We start from the raw sequence: 18423 nt of genomic DNA, 5'->3' as shown, positions 1-18423 counted from the left end.
GGGTGGCTCCTCGGACGGCTCCTACAGCAAAGGCGACGCGGAGTCGGCGACCACCGACGACGGCACCTATCTGCGTGGCGCGCAACCCACCGGCGCGGACGGGATCGCCTACTTCACCACGATCTTCCCGGGCTGGTACACCGGCCGGACGACCCATATCCACGTGAAGGTGCACATCGACAAGAAGACCGTCCTGACCACCCAGCTCTACTTCGACGACGAGACCAAGAAGGCGGTGTACGCGACCGCGCCCTACACCGATCACCCGGGATGGGAGGACAACACCCAGAACTCCGGAGATTTCATTTTCGACGAGTCGGGAATGTTCGTGGTCGGGCGGCAGGGTAACAGTTTTCTGGCAGCGATCAATCTCGGTATCGACCGCTGACCTACCGCGCGGCGCCGGGCCGGGGCCGGTCCGCGGAGAGCAGCCGGTCGGCGGCCGCGTCGATATCGGCCTCGCTCAGCAGCACGGTCGCGGCCGCGGGCCCCAGCGGGACGAAACTGTCCGCGCTCGTGACCCGGGCCAGCGCGCCGGTGAATCCCGCGTCCACCAGTGCCGCGCACACGGATTCGGAGACGCCGCCGCTGCGCCGGGTCTCGTCGGCGACCAGGACCCGGCCGGTGGCCTCGGCGTGCCGGATCAGATCCGCGACGGGAAGCGGGGCGAGCCAGCGCAGGTCGAGTACCCGGACCCCGGCACCGCGCCGGGCGAGCCGGCGGGCCACACGCAGGCTCATCGGCACCGAATTGGCGAAGGCGACGATGGTCAGATCCGTGCCGTCGCCGTAGGCCCGGGCCCGGCCGACCGGCACGTGGGCGGTTTCCGCAGTGGCCGCCCACTGTCCGTCGTCGGGTTCGTACAGGTCGCGGGTGTGATAGAGGGCGATGGGCTCCAGGAACACGCATACGCGGCCGTCCACACGGGCCGCGGCGACACAGGTGCGCAGCAGGGCCGCCGCATCGTCGGGCCGCGACGGCGTTGCCACGATCACTCCGGGTATATCGCGCAGCGCGGCAACGGAATTGTCGTTGTGGAAATGGCCGCCGAAGCCGCGCTGGTAGGCGTATCCGGCGATACGTACCACCATCGGATTGCGGTAGCGGCCGGCGGAGAAGAACGAGAGGGTCGCCGCCTCACCGCGCAGCTGGTCCAGCGCGTTGTGCACATAGGCCAGGTACTGGATCTCCGGAATCGGCAGGAAACCCGCCAGACCGGCGCCGAGGGCCGTCCCGAGGACGCTCTGCTCGTCGAGCAGGGTATCGAACACCCGTCGCGGTCCGAACTGTTTGCGGAGTCCCCTGGTCACGCCGTACACGCCGCCCTTGCGGGCGACGTCCTCGCCGAAGACGAGGATCTCGGGATCCCGGGCGAGCAGGTCGGCGAGGGTGCGGTTGATCGCCTGCGCCAGTGTCTGCGAGCCGGCATCGGCTGCGTCCGCCACGCCGGGTCCGGAGCCGGCCGCACCGGCGGGGCGGGTTCCTCCCTCCGGCCCGACTCCGCTTCCGGATCCCGCGGCGGCGTTCGAAGTGGTGACCGGCCCACCCGCTGTCTGCCGGGCCGCGGGCGCCGCGGCTCCCGGCCGCTCGCCGCTCCGGCGTTGTACCTCGTCGCGCACCTGATCCGGGCGGGCCGGAGCCAGCGGTGCGAGTACCGCGCCGGCGGTGGTGAGTTTCGGCTCCCGGCACACTTCCGCGGCGGTCGAGGCGACCTGATCGGCGAGCCGGTCGTACCGGCCGAGCACTTCCCGCGGTGTGCCGATACCCGCCTCGACCAGCAGTCGCGCGGTGGCGGCGACCGGATCGCGCGCCAGGCCGGCTTCGATCGCGGCGGTATCGAGGTATGCGCTCTCCACATCGGATCCGGCATGCCCGAACAGCCGCACGGTGCGCAGATGTAGAAAAGCCGGACGCCGGTGGGCGCGGACCCAGTCCACCGCCGCCACGGCGGTGCGTACCGCGTCGGGCAGGTCGCAGCCGTCGGCCCCGAACCAGCGCAGGCCCGGCCGGTGCCCGTAGGCGTGCTCGATCCAGTCGGGCGGGGTGGGCACGCTGATCCCGATCCCGTTGTCCTCGCAGACGAACAGGACCGGGACGGAAACGCCGAGATGTGCGGTGTGGACCGCGGCGTTGATCGCGCCCGCCGCGGTCGAATGATTGGCCGAGGCATCCCCGAAACCGCAGAGCACCACCGAGTCCGAGGGCCACGGGCAGGCCACTCCGAGCCGCGCGGCGCGGTCGAGGGCGAACGCGAGCCCGACCGCGCGCGGCAGCTGCGAGGCGATGGTGGAGGTCTGCGGGACGATATTCGCCACCGCGCTGCCGAACACCTTGTGCCGGCCCCCGGAGAGGGGCTCGGCCGCGGCGGCCACCACGCCCAGCAGGATATCGCGCACCGGGTCCGCCACTCCCGCCCGGCGGGCGCGATGGACGAAGAAGGCCCCCGAACGATAGTGCGGCAGTACCGGATCGGTGACCCGGCTCGCCGCCGCCAGCGCGACATTGCCCTCATGCCCCGACGAACCGATGCTGTAGAAGCCGCACCCGCTCGCACCCAGCCGCCGCGCGGCGAGATCGGCCTGCCGGCTCAGCACCTGCGCGTCGAACAGCTCCAGGAAGTCACGGCCGGTGAATCCCTGGGGCAGGATCTGCTCGGCGGTCCGCACGGGGACGCGCAGTGCCGCGATCTGCGCGCGGAACCGCTGGTCGGGGTCCTGGATACTCACCGGGTCCTCACCGCCATCAGCCTAGGTCGCGGACCGGTGATCCGGTGGCGAAGTGGATCGGCCTCGTGTCGTGGCGCGCGGCGGGTCAGGCGGGCAGGGTGAAGCCTTCGGGCGGAACGCCCTCGGAGAACAACAGGCGTATCCGCATCTTGCCCTCCCGGATCTGCCTGGCCCGGCGATACCCCGGCGAGTCGTACCACTGCCGGATCCGCTCCATATCGGGGAATTCGAGGATCACCAGCCGGGGCAGGTCCCAGCTGCCTTCGACGGTGCCGGAGGTGGGCCCGGCGACCAGGTAGCGGCCCCCGTACTCGAGTATCGACTGCTGGGCGACCGGGGCATAGGCCCAGCCCGCCTCCTCGTCGAGAACTTCCACATTGGCTATCACATAGGCGGGCATACGATTTCCGATCGGAGTACACGGCGTGTAGTAATGACACGCATAAGACTATTGATGCTCTGTATCCTGTCAAGGTGGTCAAGATCGACAACCGGTCCGATACGGGCGTGCCGAGTCGCCGGGCGCGGCTACGCGCGGAAACCACCCGGGAGATCGAATCCATCGCGCTGCGGCAGATGGCCGAGGAAGGGCCGGGCGCGATCTCGCTGCGCGGTATCGCGCGGGAGATGGGTATGACCGCGCGGGCCGTCTACAGCTACTTCCCGACCCGGGACGATCTGATCACCGCTCTGATCCGTGGTATCGGCGATTCGCTGGCGGAGTCGCTGCGGGTCGCGGTCGACGCCGTGCCCGAGAGTGACCCGGCCGGACGGCTGGTGGCCTGGGGTGGTGCGCTGCGCACCTGGGCGCTGGCCAACCCGGAAGGGTTCCGGTTGTTCTATGGGCATCCTGTCCCCGGCTACCGTCCGCCGGAGGACGGGCCGGTGGATCGCACCGCGCGCCGCGTCTGCCGCGAACTCACCCGGCTGGTGGCCGCCGCCGACCCACCGCTGCCGGCAGAGACCTCCTGGGCCGAACTGCACCCCGACTATGTGGCGAAGGTTCGCGAGGACCTCCCGGAGGTGGCTCCGGCCGCGGCGGCGCTGGCGTTGCGGGTGTGGGGCCGGATGCACGGCCTGGTGGCACTGGAGATCGACGGCCATATCCATCCGGTGGCGCAGAACCCCGCGGCGCTGCATCATGCCGAAATGCTGGATCTCGTGGCCTCGCTGGGCCTGCCCCGCCCGGGAGCGGTGCCGACCGACTGATCGATGATCCCGGAGCGAGGTCGAGCGTGATGTCCGGCTCCGGCAGCGCCCGGGATCGGATGCCGGGCCGAGGCGCGGATTCCGGCGGTTCACGGTTATGTGGGCGGGTCCTCGGCGAAGAGCCCGGTTCGCGCGGCGGTGAGCGCCACCGCGGCCGCCCGGTCGGCGGTGCGGTCGTCCACCTTTTCCCCGGTGATCACCACACGCAGATAGATGGGCGCCACCAGGGCTTTGATCAGCTCCGCGGCATCGGTGCCCGCCGGCAGCTCGCCGCGGGCGACGGCCCGAGCGACCAGGGGCAGGGTGCGGCGGATGCGATCACGGAAGACGTGCCGGACAGGATCCGACGGCGTCGGTGCACCGGTGGCGCCGGACAGCATCACTGCGAGGACCGCCCGGCCGGCCGGGCTGGTGATCCAGTCGACCAGACTGCGGGCCAGCACCCGCAGATCGCCGTCGATCGAACCGGTGTCGGGAACCGGGATCTCGGTCGCGACGCTCTCGCTCAAGGCTTCGGTGATCAGCGTGTCACGGTCGGGCCAGCGGCGATAGACGGTGGTCTTGTGTACGCCGGTGCGCCGCGCCACGTTCTCGACGGTGAACGCGGCGTAGCCGTGCTCGCCCAGCTCGGCGACGGTCGCGGCCAGCACGGCGGCGCGAACCTTCGGTCCACGACCGAGGGCTTCGGCATTCATTGCAACTCCTTGTTGCGATATCGGCGCCACACGGGCATTCTTACGGTATCGCAACTCGGTGTTGCGATACCGGAAGGGATTTCCCCATGTGGTCGACACCTGTACGCGCGGCAGCGCTGCTGTTTCCCGGATTGCTGGCCGGGGCCTTCGGATACGGTGCGGTGAATGTGCTGTACGCGTTTCGTGCGGTCCCGCTCGACGTCCGGTTCACGTTCCACACGGCGCTGATGCGGGTGAACGGGCCGGTCGTGCAGTCGCTGATGGGTTTGGCGATCCTGAGCACCCTGGTGCTGGCCGTGCGCTCGCGCGCGTGGCCGCGGTGGCTCGCCGGCGGTGCGTCGGCGCTGGTGATCACCTCTTTCCTGGTGACCCGTTTCGGGAACGTCCCGATCAACCAGCACATCAAGCAGTGGGCCGTGGGCATTCCGCCGGCCGATTACGCCGAGATCCTGCACCGCTGGGAAATGTTCCACTTCCTCCGGACCGGTTGCGCCGTCACGGCGTTCATCCTGGTGATCGCCGTCGTGCTCGCCACCGCCCGGACCGAGAGCCGGGGCGGCGCTGTCGGTGGCGCGACCCGCACGCAATCGCCGGCCGCCGTCGAACCGCGCTCAGCGTAATCCGGCGGCGGCTTCCTCATCCAGCAGCCAGGTCGTCGATTCCGCACCGTGCGCACCCGCCGCCGGGATCTCCAGGGGGTCGGCTCCGTTCAGCGCCGCCGCCACGGGCTCGGCCTTACCGGAACCGGCGACCACCAGCACCACATGGCGGGAGCGGCGGATCGCCGGATAGGTCAGCGTGACGCGCACCGGCGGTGGTTTGGGGGAATCGGTGACCGCGACAGCGTATTCGTGCTCCTCACCGATCGTGTCGGTGTGACCGGGAAAGAGCGAATTGATGTGCCCGTCCGGGCCCATCCCGAGCAGATGGAGGTCGAACGCGCCATGGGCGGCGAGATGCGCGCGGACGGCGGTCGCGTATTCGGCGGCGGCCTCGACCGGGTCGGGGTATTCGCCGTCGGAGGTGGCCACGGTGTGGACCCGGGCCGGGTCCACCGGGACGTGATCCAGCAGGGCCCGGTGGGCCTGGAGTTCGTTGCGCTCCGGGTCCCCGGCGGGCACGAAACGTTCGTCGCCCCAGAACACATCGAGTTTCGACCAGTCCAGATCGCCCGGGGCGTTCCGGACCTTCTCCAGCAGCGTGATACCGGTTCCACCGCCGGTCACCACCACCGACGCCGAGCCGCGTTCGGCCTGTGCGGCGACCAGGACCTCGACGAACAACCGGGCGGCGGCGGTGGTCAGGGCGTCACCGTCGGCATGGACTTCGACGGCGGCTGCGGAGCTAGTGGTCATAGACGACTCCTTCGATTCCGGCCAGGGACTCGGCATAGATCTCGTCCGCGTCCAGCCGGCGCAGTTCCTCGGCCAGACAGTCGCGGGTCTCGCGGCGTGCAAGCGCGATCCGCTGCACCGGCTCGCCGGTGCGGGTCAGCGTCGCGGTGACACCGGTCTGCGGGCGCGCGATGGCGATGGACACCGATTTCCGGCGCAGTTCCACCCGCAGCTCCCCGGTCTGCCGGTACACGGGGCACCCCAGTCGCCGGGCCAGCCAGCCCGCCAGCATGTCCAACGCGGGTTCGTCGCGCAGGCCCGAAACGGACACCGACTGGACGGGTTCGAACGGGGGTTCGTCCATCGCGGCGGCCAGCAACGCCCGCCAATAGGTGATCCGGCTCCACGCCAGATCGGAATCGCCGGGCGCGTAGGAGCCGCGCCGTTTCTTGATGGTCGCCTGCGGGTCGGGAGCGAAGGTGGCGTCGGTGATCCGCCGGGTCGCCAACCGGCCCACCGAATCCCGTGAGGGGAACTCCGGGGCGCCGCGCGGCCACCACGCCACCACCGGGGTATCGGGCAGCAGGAACGGGATCACCACACTGTTCTCGTGGTTCACCAGCTGGCCCTGCAGCCGCAGCACGATCACCTCGGCCGCGCCCGCGTCCCCGCCGACGCGGATCTGCGCGTCCAGCCGGGTCGGCGCCGACCGGTCGCCGCGCGCCAGCACGACCACCCGGCAGGGGTGTTCGCGGCTGGCGTCGTTGGCGGCGTCGATGGCCTCCTCGGCCTCGGAACTGTCCAGTGTGCACACCACCAGGGTCAGGACCCGGCCCATGGTGATCACACCGTTGCTCTCGCGCAGCTGTACCAGGCGTTTGGTGACCGCGCCGGTCGTGGTGTCGGGGATATCGATGATCACGGCCGCCGCCATTCCCGGCCGGTGCGGGCCAGCATAGCGTCCGCGGAATCCGGGCCCCAGGTCCCGGCCTCGTACTGCTCGGGTTTCCCGTCGGCGGCCCAGTGGGCCAGTACCGGATCCAGGATGCGCCAGGACAATTCGACCTCCGCGTTGACCGGGAACAGGGAGGGCTCGCCGAGCAGTACATCCAGGATGAGCCGCTCGTAGGCCTCCGGGGACGATTCGGTGAACGCCTCGCCGTAACTGAAGTCCATGTTCACATCGCGCACCTCCATCGACGACCCGGGCACCTTCGAGCCGAACCGCATGGTGATGCCCTCGTCGGGCTGAACCCGGATGACGAGCGCGTTCTCGCCGAGTTCCTCGGTCATGGTCTGATCGAAGGGCAGATGCGGGGCGCGTTTGAACACCACCGCGATCTCGGTGACCCGTCGGCCCAGGCGTTTACCGGTGCGCAGATAGAACGGCACCCCCGCCCAGCGCCGGGTGTCGACCTCGAGGGTCAGCGCCGCGTAGGTCTCGGTGCGCGACTGCGGATCGAAACCCTCCTCGTCGAGCAGGCCCACCACTTCCTGGCCGCCCTGCCAGCCTGCCGCGTACTGGCCGCGGGCGGTGGTCTCGTCGAGCGGTTCCACGAGTTTGGTGGCGGAGAGGACCTTGATCTTCTCGTTCTGCAACTGACGGGGTTCGAAGCTGATCGGCTCTTCCATGGCGGTGAGCGCCAGCAATTGCAGCAGGTGGTTCTGGATCACGTCGCGGGCGGCGCCGATACCGTCGTAGTATCCGGCCCGGCCGCCCAGGCCGATGTCCTCGGCCATGGTGATCTGGACGTGGTCGACGTAGTTGGCGTTCCAGATCGGATCGAACAGCTGGTTGGCGAAACGCAGCGCCAGGATGTTCTGCACCGTCTCCTTGCCGAGATAGTGGTCGATCCGGAAGACCGTCTCCTCGGGGAACACCCGGTTCACCAGGGCGTTCAATTCGCGTGCGCTGTCGAGATCGTGCCCGAACGGTTTCTCGATCACGACCCGCCGCCACGGCGCGCGGCCGAGCGCAGCCGCGGAACTGGTCAGCCGGTGGCGGTGCAGCTGGTCCAGCACCACCGGGAAGGTGTTCGGCGGAATCGACAGGTAGAAGGCGTGGTTACCGCCGGTGCCGCGCTCGTCGTCGAGCCGGGCCAGGGTTTCGGCGAGGCGGCCGAACGCCTCACCGTCCTCGAAGGTGCCCTGGACGAACCGGAATCCCTCGGCCAGATGATTCCAGACCTCCTGGCGGAACGGGGTGCGCGCGTGCTCGCGGACGGCCTCGTGCACGATATCGCCGAAATCGCGGTCCGACATCTCCCGGCGCGCGAACCCGACCAGTGCGAAACCCGGGGGCAGCAGCCCCCGGTTCGCCAGATCGTAGATGGCCGGCATGAGTTTGCGCCGGGACAGATCCCCGGTGACCCCGAAGATCACCATGCTGCACGGGCCCGCGATCCGCGGAATCCGTTTGTCCCGGCTGTCCCGCAGCGGATTACGCCACGGGATGCCGGATGCGGTGTCAGTGCTCTCCGGAGCGCCGGCCATCGTGGTCAGTTACCTCCTGCGTCCGCAGCGGACCGGAGTTCGGCCGAGGTGGCCTCCAGTAGTTCCTCCCAGGACTTCTCGAACTTGTCCACGCCCTCGCGTTCGAGCACGGCGAAGACGTCGTCGAGATCGATACCGGCCGCGCGCAGCCGGTCGAAGACCTCGGCGGCCTCGGCGGCCGTGCCGGAAACGGTGTCCCCGCGGACCTCGCCGTGATCGGCGACGGCCTCGAGCGTCTTCTCCGGCAGCGTGTTCACCGTGTTCGGCGCGACCAGTTCGGTCACGTAGAGGGTGTCCGGGTAATCGGGGTTCTTCACGCCGGTCGAGGCCCACAGCGGTCGCTGCCGGTTGGCGCCGGACGAGGCCAGCTGCTTGTAGGTCGAGGCGTGGTTGCCGCCGGGGGCGAAAACGTCCTCGTACTCGGCGTAGGCGAGGCGGGCGTTGGCGACGCCGGCCTTACCGCGCAGTGCCAGTGCCTCCGGGGTGCCGATCGCCTCGAGGCGTTTGTCGATCTCGGTGTCCACCCGGGAGACGAAGAACGACGCCACCGAATGGATCTTGCCCAGATCGTGCCCGGCGACCCGCGCCTTGCGCAGCCCGTCGAGGTAGGCGCCCATGACCGCGCGGTACCGCTCCACCGAGAAGATCAGCGTGACGTTCACGCTGATGCCCTCCTCGATCACCGCGGTGATGGCGGGCAGGCCCGCCTCGGTGGCCGGGATCTTGATGAACAGGTTCGGCCGGTCGACGATCTTCCACAGTTCGACCGCCTGGGCGACGGTCTTGTCGGCGTCGAAGGCCATGCGCGGATCCACCTCGATGGAGACCCGGCCGTCGACCCCGCCGGTCCGTTCGAACACCGGGGCCAGCACATCGCAGGCCGCGCGGACGTCGTCGGTGGTGATGGTGCGGATCGCGGCGTCGACATCGGCGCCGCGCGCGGCCAGTTCGCGGACCTGCGCGTCGTAGGCGTGGCCCTTGCTGAGGGCCCCCTGGAAAATGGTGGGGTTGGTGGTGACTCCGACGACCCCGCGCGTGGCGATCAGTTCGGCGAGATTGCCGGAATTGATCCGATCGCGGGACAGATCGTCCAGCCACACCGATACCCCGGCCGCGGCCAGGGCGGCGATGTTCTCGTTCTGTGCCATGGGCCCTTATCCCTTCACATTGTCGAGCGTGCGCTGCGCAGCGGCGACGACGGCCTCCGGCGTGAAGCCGAACTCGCGGAACAGGGTCTTGTAGTCGGCCGAGGCGCCGAAATGCTCGATCGAGACGATCTCGCCCGCGTCACCGGTGAACCGGTACCACGGCATCGCGATACCGGCCTCGACGACGACACGCGCGGCGACCGCCGGGGGCAGCACCTCGTCGCGATACGCCCTGTCCTGCGCGTCGAACCACTCCACGCACGGCATCGAGACCACCCGGGTACCGATGCCCTGCTCCTCCAGCGTAGTGCGGGCGGCGACGGCGAGCTGGAGCTCGGAGCCGGTACCGATGAGGATCACCTGCGGCACGCCGGTGGAGGCCTCGGCCAGGATGTAGCCGCCCTTGGCGACACCCTCGAGGCTGGTGCCCTCCAGTACCGGCAGGTCCTGGCGGGTCAGCGCCAGGGCGGCCGGGCCGCGGGTGCCCACGGCATCGCTGGAGACGAACGGCGAATTGTGCTTACCGCTGTGCTTCTCGATCACGGTGCGCCAGGCGTACGCGGTTTCGTTGGCGTCACCGGGACGCACCACCGACAGGCCCGGGATGGCGCGCAGCGCGGCCAGATGCTCGATGGGCTGGTGGGTCGGGCCGTCCTCGCCGAGACCGATCGAATCGTGGGTCCAGACATAGGTGACCGGCACCCGCATCAGCGCGGCCAGGCGGACGGCCGGGCGCATGTAATCGCTGAACACCAGGAAGGTGCCGCCGTAGGGGCGGGTCGGGCCGTGCAGGGCGATGCCGTTGAGGATGGAGCCCATGGCGTGCTCACGGACGCCGAAGTGCAGGGTCCGGCCGTAGGGGCTCGCCTTCCACATACCGGTCGAGATGGCCTCGGGGCCGAAGCTGAGCGAATCCGGGATGGTGGTGTTGTTCGATTCGGCGAGGTCGGCCGAACCGCCCCACAGCTCCGGCAGTACCGGACCCAGCGCGCCCAGCACCTTGGCCGAGGCCTTCCGGGTGGCCAGGCCCTTCGCGTCGGGTTCCCAGGTGGGCAGGCCCGCGTCCCAGCCCGCGGGCAACTGTCCGTTGAACAGCCGGTCGAACAACGCCTTGGCCTCGGGCGCACGCTGGGCCCAGGCGTCGAATTCGACGGTCCAGTCCGCGTGCGCCCGCGCGCCGCGTTCGGCGGCCTTGCGGGTGTGCGCGATGACCTCGTCGGTGACCTGGAAGCTCTGCTCGGGATCGAAGCCCAGAGCGCGTTTGGTGGCGGCCACCTCGTCGGCACCGAGCGCCGCGCCGTGCGAAGCGCCGGTGTTCATCTTGTTCGGCGCCGGGTAGCCGATGATGGTGCGGAGCAGGATCAGCGAGGGCTTGCCGATCTCGGCCTTGGCCGCCGCCAGCGCCGCCTCGATCGCCACGACGTCCTCGCCGCCCTCGACCACCTGCACATGCCAGCCGTAGGCCGCGTAGCGCGCCGCTACATCCTCGGTGAAGGCGATGGTGGTGTCGTCCTCGATGGAGATCTTGTTGTCGTCGTAGATCACGACCAGGTTGCCCAGCTGCTGGGTGCCCGCCAGCGAGGAGGCCTCGGAGGTGACGCCCTCTTCCATATCGCCGTCGGAGGCGATCACGTAGATGTGGTGATCGAACGGGCTGGCGCCGGCTTTCGCCGCGGGGTCGAACAGACCGCGTTCACGGCGGGCGGCCATGGCCATACCCACCGCCGAGGCCAGGCCCTGGCCCAGCGGGCCGGTGGTGATCTCCACGCCCTTGGTGTGCCGGTACTCCGGGTGGCCCGGGGTCAGCGAACCCCATTTGCGCAGGTTGCGCAGATCGTCGAGTTCCAGACCGAAACCGGCCAGGTACAGCTGGATGTAGAGGGTCAGGCTGGAGTGCCCGCAGGACAGGACGAACCGGTCGCGGCCCACCCACTCGGGATCGGCGGGGTCGTGCCGCATGGTGCGCTGGAACAGCGTGTAGGCCAGCGGCGCCAGGCTCATGGCCGTACCGGGGTGGCCGTTGCCCGCGGCCTGCACCGCGTCGGCGGCCAGGACCCGGACGGTGTCGACAGCTTTGGTGTCCAGATCCGTCCAGTCGTCCGGAAGGTTCGGCTGGGTGAGGGCGCGGATGTCGTCTGTCACTGACACGACCGTGTTTCTCCTGACATTTCGAGGCGTCGAAATTGGGGGCGGGCAGGGTGGCGAACCGGTGCGGCGCGGTGACTGTGGCGCCGCATACACCCCCTACCCTAATTGCGACCGGCCGCCCCCGTGCACGCCCCCCGGCCAGTCGCGCGAGCCGGTCGTTCCCCGGATGGCCGCGATGTCCGGCCGCGCCGGGCACACCGCGGAACGCGGCGCCGGGGCGGGCGCACAGGGGCGAGCGGCGGCGGGCACCGGGCGTGGGTCTACCATCGTGTGTAGTAGTAGCCGCGTCGCAGCCGCGCGCTGCTCCTTCCCAAACCGGATGCGGAAGCACAGCGTGCGAGGAGAGATAGTGCGGATCGGTCATGACACGGGGGTCGGCGGCGCCCACGATTCCGCTCCGGCACCCGCGGACCGCGTCCTCGGCAGCGAGAGGCTCGCCCGCGTCGCCCGCCGCCCGCTCGCCTATATCGCGCTCACCAAACCGCGCGTCATCGAACTGTTGCTGGTGGCCACCATCCCCACGATGTTGCTGGCCGACCGCGGCACGGTCGATATCCGGCTGATCCTGGCGACCCTGTTCGGCGGCTGGATGGGCGCGGCCAGCGCCAATACGCTCAACTGCGTCGCCGACGCCGATATCGACAAGGTGATGAAGCGGACCGCCAAGCGGCCGCTGGCCCGCGACGCGGTCCCCACCTCGCACGCCTTCGTCTTCGGGGTCGTACTGGGCATCGGCTCGTTCGCGTGGCTGTGGTGGCAGGCCAATCTGCTCAGCGGTGTGCTGGTCGTCGCGACCATCCTGTTCTACGTCTTCGTCTACACCCTCGGCCTCAAACGGCGTACCTCGCAGAACGTGGTGTGGGGCGGCGCGGCCGGATGTATGCCCGCGCTGGTCGGCTGGTCGGCGGTCACCGGCACCATCGGCTGGCCCGCGCTCGCGCTGTTCGGCGTGATCTTCTTCTGGACGCCGCCCCATACGTGGGCGCTGGCCATGCGCTACAAGGAGGACTATCGCGCGGCCGGGGTGCCGATGCTGCCGGTGGTCGCCACCGAACAGACCGTCACCAAACAGATCGTCGTCTACACCTGGCTGACCGTGCTCACCACGCTGGCACTGGTTCCGGCCACCGGAGTGATCTACACGGCGGTGGCCCTGGTCGCCGGCGCCTGGTTCCTGCTGATGGCCCACCAGCTCTACGCCGGGGTGCGCCGGGGCGAATCGGTCAAACCGCTGCGGCTGTTCCTCCAGTCCAACAACTACCTGGCGGTGGTGTTCTGCGGTCTGGCCGTCGATTCGGTACTCGGCTGGACCACGCTGGGCGACGTCTTCTTCGGCTGAACCCCGGCGCCACACCGGTGGGCCGCACCGGCCCTCCCGGTAGCGCCTGGTTCTGGGAGTGACCTGCGCGGATCTGGGCGAGCCGGGCATCGGGTGGCCGCGGCTGTGGGCCCAACCGACCCGGGTCCGGCGAAGACGCTCGTGGGTATCCCGGACGACAGCAGGGGCGCAGGGACCCGATCCTCGAGTTACACGCTGATCGGTAGGGCAGGTGGGGTGCCGACGCGATGCCGGAACGCCGCTGAAGCGCCGCGGGAGACTGCCGGGCGGGGATCGGCCGCCGCTAGCCGTCAGTCGACCTGCCCGATATAGCCGTCGGGACGGATCAGAATTCGCGTCCCCGCGCCGGCGTGGTAGGCAGCGCGGGCGTGGCCCTCGACATCGATCACCGCGGGACCGGCGTTCGCGGTGCCCGGTTCGACCACCGCGTAACTCCGGGTGCCGGGCAGTGCGGGCAACTCGTCCGTGGCGCCGAAGCACAGCAGGGTGGCATGCGGTCCGCGGAAGAGATCGAACAGCCGCAGCGGCTGCCCGTCGGCGCCCTTCAGCGGTGCGTCGGGGGCGCGGTCGCCGGCCGCGACAGGGCGGCTGTCGGCCGGGTCGCGGTAGCTGATATCGAGCTGGCGGGTCTCCTCGCCGCGTTCCATGGCATCTTCCGCACCGTCGATGAGCTTGCCGAGCAGCGCGGAGCTGATACCGAGCACCCGGGCCGCGACCGCGCGGCGTTCCGGTTCGTAGGTGGACAGCGGCCCGTCGTCGCCGGCCAGCGCGGCCGCGAGTTTCCAGCCCAGGTTGTAGGCGTCCTGGATGCCGGTGTTCATACCCTGCCCACCGGTGGGCGGATGCACATGCGCGGCATCGCCCGCGAGCAGCACGCGCCCGGCCCGGAACCGCGCGGCGAGCCGGATATTGGGCCGCCAGGCCGTTGCCCAGATCAGATCGGTCAGGGTGATATCGGTGCGCCCCGACCAGCGATCCATGGCTGCCTGCAAAGCCTCCAGGGTGGGTTCGGTGCCGTCGGCGAGGGGCGCGGCGAACTGGAAATGACGCCCGCCCGGTAGCGGCGACAGCGCGATCCCCCGGGTCGGCTCCGCGGCGGCGGCGAACCAGTAGCCGTAGTCGTGGTCGAGGGCGTCGGCCCGGACGTCACCGAGCAGCATGCGCAGTGATTCATCGGTGGTTCCGTCGAACGCGATCCCGGCCTGTTTGCGGACCGTACTGCCGCCGCCGTCGGCGCCGACCAGGTAGGCGACCCGCACGGTTTCCGTGCCCCGGTCGCTCGCCAGGTGCGCCGTGACGCTCGCCTCGTCCTGAGCGAACGATACGAGTGTCGTGCCGAGTTCTACCCGTATCCCGAACTCCGCCAGCCGGGTCCGCAGGATCGCCTCGGTCTGCGCCTGCCCGAGGAACCAGCTGTTGGGGTAGGGGACCGCCGGGGTGGGATCGACGGGTTCGGCCATCCGGTGCTCGCCGACCGGCTGCCCGTCGAAATAGGCCCGCATGACCGGCGCCGGCGCGCCCGCCGCCCGCACGGCGTCGAGCACGCCCAGGTCGTCGAATGCCTCGAGGGTCCGGGGCTGGATGCCGTCACCGCGCGATCCGGGGCAGAACTCGACGGACTTGTCGACGAGGCGCACGGCGATATTCCGCCGGGCCAGGTCCAGGGCGAGGGTGAGGCCGGTGGGGCCGGCACCGGCGATGAGGACGGATGACGACATGGGGGACTCCTGACCGGAAACTTGAGTGAATTTAAATTCAGTGAATCTGAATTCAGTATTGAGGTTGGTAGGTTGCCGTGTCAAGGAGGTGAGGTCGGTGGGATCGAGCCGTCGCGAACGGGCGGAAGAAACGGAGCAGGCGCTCAAGGCGGCCGCACGGCGAGTCTTCGCGGAACGCGGCTATCTGAACACCAAGATCACCGACATCACCGCGGCGGCGGGCCGGTCGGCGGGTTCGTTCTACAACCATTTCGCGAGCAAGGAGGAACTGCTCCGGGCGCTGCTCGCCGATCTGGGGCAGGCCGGGGACGAACAGGCCGGGCAGGCCGAGCACAATCCGGACTTCAGCGACCCCGACGCCGTCCGGTTCCATATAGCCGGCTTCTGGCGCTTCGCCCGTGAGCACGCCGCGGTCATGCGGGCGATGGGACAGGCTGCCCTGGTCAATGAGGAATTCGCCCGCGAGATGGCGCAATTCGGCGCGGAACAACGCCGGGATATCGCCGACCATCTGGACGGCTTGGCAGCGAAGGGCATGACGCTGCCCGGTACGGTCGACACCAGCCTGGCGATGATGTTCTACCTCGTCCAGGCCATCGCGGCCGGGGTCGAGGACGGTGCGGTGCGGATATCCGACGACGACGCCGTGGCGAGCCTGACGCGCTTCGTCTACCGCGGTTTGACCGGGCGCGACTACTGAGGCCGCGCCCGGCCGGACGGATCAGGGCAGCAGGACGATCGAGCCGGTGGTCTTGCGGCTCTCCAGATCGCGATGCGCCTGTTCGGCTTCGGCCAGCGGGTAGGTCGCGCCGATCCGGACGGTGAGCGAGCCGTCGGCCACGGCCTCGAAGATATCGCCGGCCCGCCAGACCAGTTCGGCGCGGTCGCGGGTGTAGTGGGCGATATTGGGCCGCGTCACGAACACCGACCCGGCCGCGTTGAGCCGCTGCAGATCCACCGGCGGCACCGGGCCGCTGGCCGCGCCGAACAGTGCCAGCGTGCCGCGGACCCGCAGCGAGGCGAGGCTCGCGTCGAAGGTGGCCGCGCCCACGCCGTCGTAGACCGCCGCGACGCCCTCGCCGCCGGTCAGCTCGCGGACCCGCTCGGCGAGATCGTCGCCGTAGCGCAGCACCTCCCATGCCCCGGCCCCGCGCGACAGCGCCTCCTTCTCGTCGGTGGACACCGTGGTGATCACCCGGATATCGCGCGCCGCGGCCAGCTGGGTGAGCAGTAGTCCGACCCCGCCCGCCCCGGCGTGCACCAGGACCGTCTCGCCCGGTTCGGGGCGGTAGACCGATTCGATGAGATAGTGCGCCGTCATTCCCTGCAGCAGAGCCGAGGCCGCCACCGCCGGGTCGATATCGCCGGGCACCGCCACGGCGACCGCCTCGTCCACCACGGCGCGCGGGGCGTAGCTGTTCGGGGCCGCCGCCCAGGCCACCCGGTCGCCGACGGCGAATTCGGTGACCTCGGAACCGATTTCGGCCACCACTCCGGTACCCTCGGAACCCGGTATGTAGGGCACCGGGCGCGGATAGGTGCCGGTGCGGAAATAGGTGTCGATGAAATTGACGCCGACGGCATCGATATCGACCAGTAGCTGATTCGGTCCGGGCTCCGGATCGGGAACCTCGGCGAGGGTCAGCACTTCCGGACCGCCGTGTCGTTCTACCTGGATCGCGCGCATGAGACCAGTTCTACACCGGTGCCCGCACCCGGAACGCAGGGGTCCGGCGCAGCGGGACCGTCCCTGCCGTGGCGGTGGTCGGGTGGTTCGGACCGGGCCCCGGGGCGCCGCCCTACTCGCCGGTAAACTCTCCGGCATGAGTGCAGATTCCGCCACCGCCACCGTCGCCGCGCCCCGCGAGGTCGTCGAGTCGGTGCGCAAGTTCGTCGCCGCGCACGGGGGTTCGGCCGAGGCCGTACCGCAGCCGGTGGGCCGCCGGGGCGTACGGCTCACCCTGGTGGGCTCCGACGGTGTCCTCGGGGACCGGATGGTCGCCGATACCGCCACCGCGCAGGCGGTCATCGATGCGGTGGACGGTCTCACCGCCGCCGAGGGCTGGGAACGCGACCTGGTCGCCCGTACCACGCCGCGGCGCGGGCACTGGGCGAAGATGGCCGGCTGGGTCGCCGGTCAGACGCGATTTCCGAAGGCTCGCAACGAGAGCTGACGCCTGTGGGTGCTCACAGGTCGGGCGGCCGGGCCGCAGGTAGGTCGAACAGTTTCCCGAGCAAAAACTACTGACGGGTAACCGGTTCGCGCTACCGTTAGTGCCTCGAGCGTCAGCCCCGGGGTAGAAGGAGCCGCTATGACGGTCAGTAGTCCGACCCGTTCCAGACTCACGGTGTCCGGCCGTCCGATCTCGAACCACCTACGGGACGTATCGACCCTGTCGCGTCAGATGGTCGGTCATTTCGTCGAGCATGTGGCACCGTGCGGGACGCTTCCGGGTGACGCGCTCCAGGGTGATGTCACCGCGGTGACCCGGCTCTGCCTGGAACTCACGGTGAGCCGGCTCGACGGCCGCGAGCTACCGGAGAAGATCGAACAGGTCCGGGAAGCCGCCGCCGAATGGGCGCGCGAGGGTATCCCGATCGACACGATCAACCACGCCATCCACGAAGGCTTCAAACTCGGTTTCGACCGCATCATCGCCACCGCGGGGCCGGCGGATTCGGCGACCCTGGCCGCCACCGCCCGCCGGATGCTGGAAATCCTGGACACCATCACCTCGGAGGTGGCGCTGGCGTATGTGGGCGAGTATCGCGGGGTGGTCTCCGAACACCACACGGCGGTGCACACCTTGACCTCGGCGCTGCTCGGCGGGCACAGCACCGCCACCATGGCCCGCGAATGTGGTATCGAGATCGCCGGGTCCTACCAGGTCCTGGCGCTCGCACTGCCGCCGCATCCGGACGAATCCGCGCCCCGGGTCGACGGCCGGATCGTCGCCCGGCGCAAACTGCGCCGGGTCCAGGCCGAGCTCGCCCGCAGCTGCGGTGAGAAAGCGCTGTCGCTGCTGAGTATCGACGGCGGTACGGTGCTGTTGCCCGCGGACGCTTTCCCCGAGGACACCCTGGACGATCTGATCGCCCGCCTGTCGCAGGCGGCGCAGGTACCCGTCACGGGCACCGTGGTCACCGCGGCCACCGCCGAGATCCCCGACGCCACCGACCGCGCCCACGAACTCCTCGATACCGTGCAGCGCATCACCGACGGCGGCGGCCTGCACCGGTTCACCGATCTGGCGCTGGAGTTCCAGATCACCCGGCCGGGCCCGGCCCGCGAGCACCTGAGCGCCATTCTGGATCCGCTGGACGAACATCCCGAGCTACTGGAAACGCTGCGTCAGCACATCGCCAACAACTTCAACCGGCAACGCACCGCCCGGCTCATGCATATGCACACCAATACGCTCGACTACCGGCTCAAACGAGTCCGGATGCTCACCGGATTCGATCCGGCGATTCCCACGGGTCTGTGGTATCTGACCTCGGCGCTGGTGGCACGCAGTTATCAGAACGGGGCGAGCGGCACCTGACCCGGCACGGCGGCAGCCCCCCGGGAGGCCGGGGGGCTGCCGAGCCTCGGCGGCCCCGTCTATCCGGA

Annotated in this window: 17 protein-coding genes; 7 read left to right on the top strand and 10 right to left on the bottom strand. The window is 69.8% G+C overall.

Translation table 11 applies throughout. The annotated features are described in order from the left end of the window. A partial coding sequence (locus ON38_RS15485; protein WP_039825498.1) for a protocatechuate dioxygenase occupies positions 1-388 on the top strand: 388 nt, incomplete at its 5' end. A gap of 1 nt (position 389) precedes the next feature. On the opposite strand, the gene ON38_RS15480 is transcribed toward ON38_RS15485, so the two are convergent. Next, on the bottom strand, positions 390-2726 hold the full coding sequence (locus ON38_RS15480) for a thiamine pyrophosphate-dependent enzyme (protein WP_083872706.1): 2337 nt from the start codon (positions 2724-2726) through the stop codon (positions 390-392). Positions 2727-2811: 85 nt separating this feature from the next. Next, a complete protein-coding gene (locus ON38_RS15475; protein WP_039825497.1) occupies positions 2812-3126 on the bottom strand; it encodes a DUF1330 domain-containing protein in 315 nt (104 codons plus the stop codon). 74 nt (positions 3127-3200) lie between these two features. Between ON38_RS15475 and ON38_RS15470 the strand changes: the two genes are divergently transcribed. Beyond that, entirely contained in the window at positions 3201-3935 is a 735-nt protein-coding gene (locus ON38_RS15470) for a TetR/AcrR family transcriptional regulator (RefSeq protein WP_083872705.1), read from the top strand. Positions 3936-4030: 95 nt separating this feature from the next. Here ON38_RS15470 and ON38_RS15465 read toward each other — a convergent pair whose 3' ends face one another. Beyond that, the gene (locus ON38_RS15465) at positions 4031-4630 is read right to left on the bottom strand and encodes a TetR/AcrR family transcriptional regulator (protein WP_039825496.1); all 600 of its coding nucleotides are present in this window, start codon (positions 4628-4630) and stop codon (positions 4031-4033) included. Between the two features lie 86 nt (positions 4631-4716). On the opposite strand from ON38_RS15465, the gene ON38_RS15460 reads away from it, so the two are divergent. Next, positions 4717-5250, top strand: a complete 534-nt coding sequence (locus tag ON38_RS15460; RefSeq protein ID WP_051164825.1) for an anthrone oxygenase family protein — start codon at positions 4717-4719, stop codon at positions 5248-5250. Here ON38_RS15460 and pgl read toward each other — a convergent pair. From pgl to tkt, 5 genes are read right to left on the bottom strand one after another with little or no spacing between them, the layout of a single operon-like run. Continuing rightward, a complete protein-coding gene (gene pgl, locus ON38_RS15455; RefSeq protein WP_039825495.1) occupies positions 5242-5985 on the bottom strand; it encodes a 6-phosphogluconolactonase in 744 nt (247 codons plus the stop codon). The two genes, ON38_RS15460 and pgl, sit on opposite strands and share 9 nt — an antisense overlap. Further along, positions 5975-6886: a glucose-6-phosphate dehydrogenase assembly protein OpcA gene (gene opcA, locus ON38_RS15450; RefSeq protein WP_174372420.1), complete on the bottom strand. Its 912-nt coding sequence runs from the start codon at positions 6884-6886 to the stop codon at positions 5975-5977. The genes pgl and opcA overlap by 11 nt, the downstream gene beginning before the upstream one ends. Then, entirely contained in the window at positions 6883-8457 is a 1575-nt protein-coding gene (gene zwf, locus ON38_RS15445; protein ID WP_039825493.1) for a glucose-6-phosphate dehydrogenase, read from the bottom strand. The genes opcA and zwf overlap by 4 nt, the downstream gene beginning before the upstream one ends. A gap of 5 nt (positions 8458-8462) precedes the next feature. After that, positions 8463-9605 carry a transaldolase gene (gene tal, locus ON38_RS15440; RefSeq protein WP_039825492.1) on the bottom strand — a complete coding sequence of 381 codons (1143 nt, stop codon included), beginning with the start codon at positions 9603-9605 and terminating at the stop codon, positions 8463-8465. 6 nt (positions 9606-9611) lie between these two features. Further along, positions 9612-11753, bottom strand: coding sequence for a transketolase (gene tkt / locus ON38_RS15435; protein WP_039825491.1), 2142 nt, complete (start codon positions 11751-11753; stop codon positions 9612-9614). Between the two features lie 349 nt (positions 11754-12102). Between tkt and ON38_RS15430 the strand changes: the two genes are divergently transcribed. After that, entirely contained in the window at positions 12103-13092 is a 990-nt protein-coding gene (locus ON38_RS15430) for a heme o synthase (protein WP_051164824.1), read from the top strand. A gap of 290 nt (positions 13093-13382) precedes the next feature. Here ON38_RS15430 and ON38_RS15425 read toward each other — a convergent pair whose 3' ends face one another. Further along, positions 13383-14810, bottom strand: a complete 1428-nt coding sequence (locus ON38_RS15425; RefSeq protein ID WP_039825489.1) for an FAD-dependent monooxygenase — start codon at positions 14808-14810, stop codon at positions 13383-13385. A 97-nt stretch (positions 14811-14907) separates the two neighbouring features. Between ON38_RS15425 and ON38_RS15420 the strand changes: the two genes are divergently transcribed. Next, complete coding sequence (locus tag ON38_RS15420; protein ID WP_039825488.1) at positions 14908-15510, top strand: TetR/AcrR family transcriptional regulator; 603 nt, start codon at positions 14908-14910, stop codon at positions 15508-15510. Between the two features lie 21 nt (positions 15511-15531). Here ON38_RS15420 and ON38_RS15415 read toward each other — a convergent pair whose 3' ends face one another. Then, complete coding sequence (locus ON38_RS15415; protein WP_039825487.1) at positions 15532-16497, bottom strand: quinone oxidoreductase family protein; 966 nt, start codon at positions 16495-16497, stop codon at positions 15532-15534. Positions 16498-16633: 136 nt separating this feature from the next. Between ON38_RS15415 and ON38_RS15410 the strand changes: the two genes are divergently transcribed. Continuing rightward, a complete protein-coding gene (locus tag ON38_RS15410) occupies positions 16634-16984 on the top strand; it encodes a hypothetical protein (RefSeq protein WP_039825504.1) in 351 nt (116 codons plus the stop codon). Positions 16985-17122: 138 nt separating this feature from the next. Then, positions 17123-18355, top strand: a complete 1233-nt coding sequence (locus ON38_RS15405) for a PucR family transcriptional regulator (RefSeq protein ID WP_039825486.1) — start codon at positions 17123-17125, stop codon at positions 18353-18355. Positions 18356-18423 lie beyond the last annotated feature (68 nt).

It is taken from the genome of Nocardia testacea NBRC 100365 (assembly GCF_000308775.1).
In the GTDB taxonomy this organism is placed as follows: Bacteria; Actinomycetota; Actinomycetes; order Mycobacteriales; family Mycobacteriaceae; genus Nocardia; species Nocardia testacea.
Note: the sequence above shows the minus strand (reverse complement) of the source record. Positions and strands in the feature narration are given on the sequence as shown.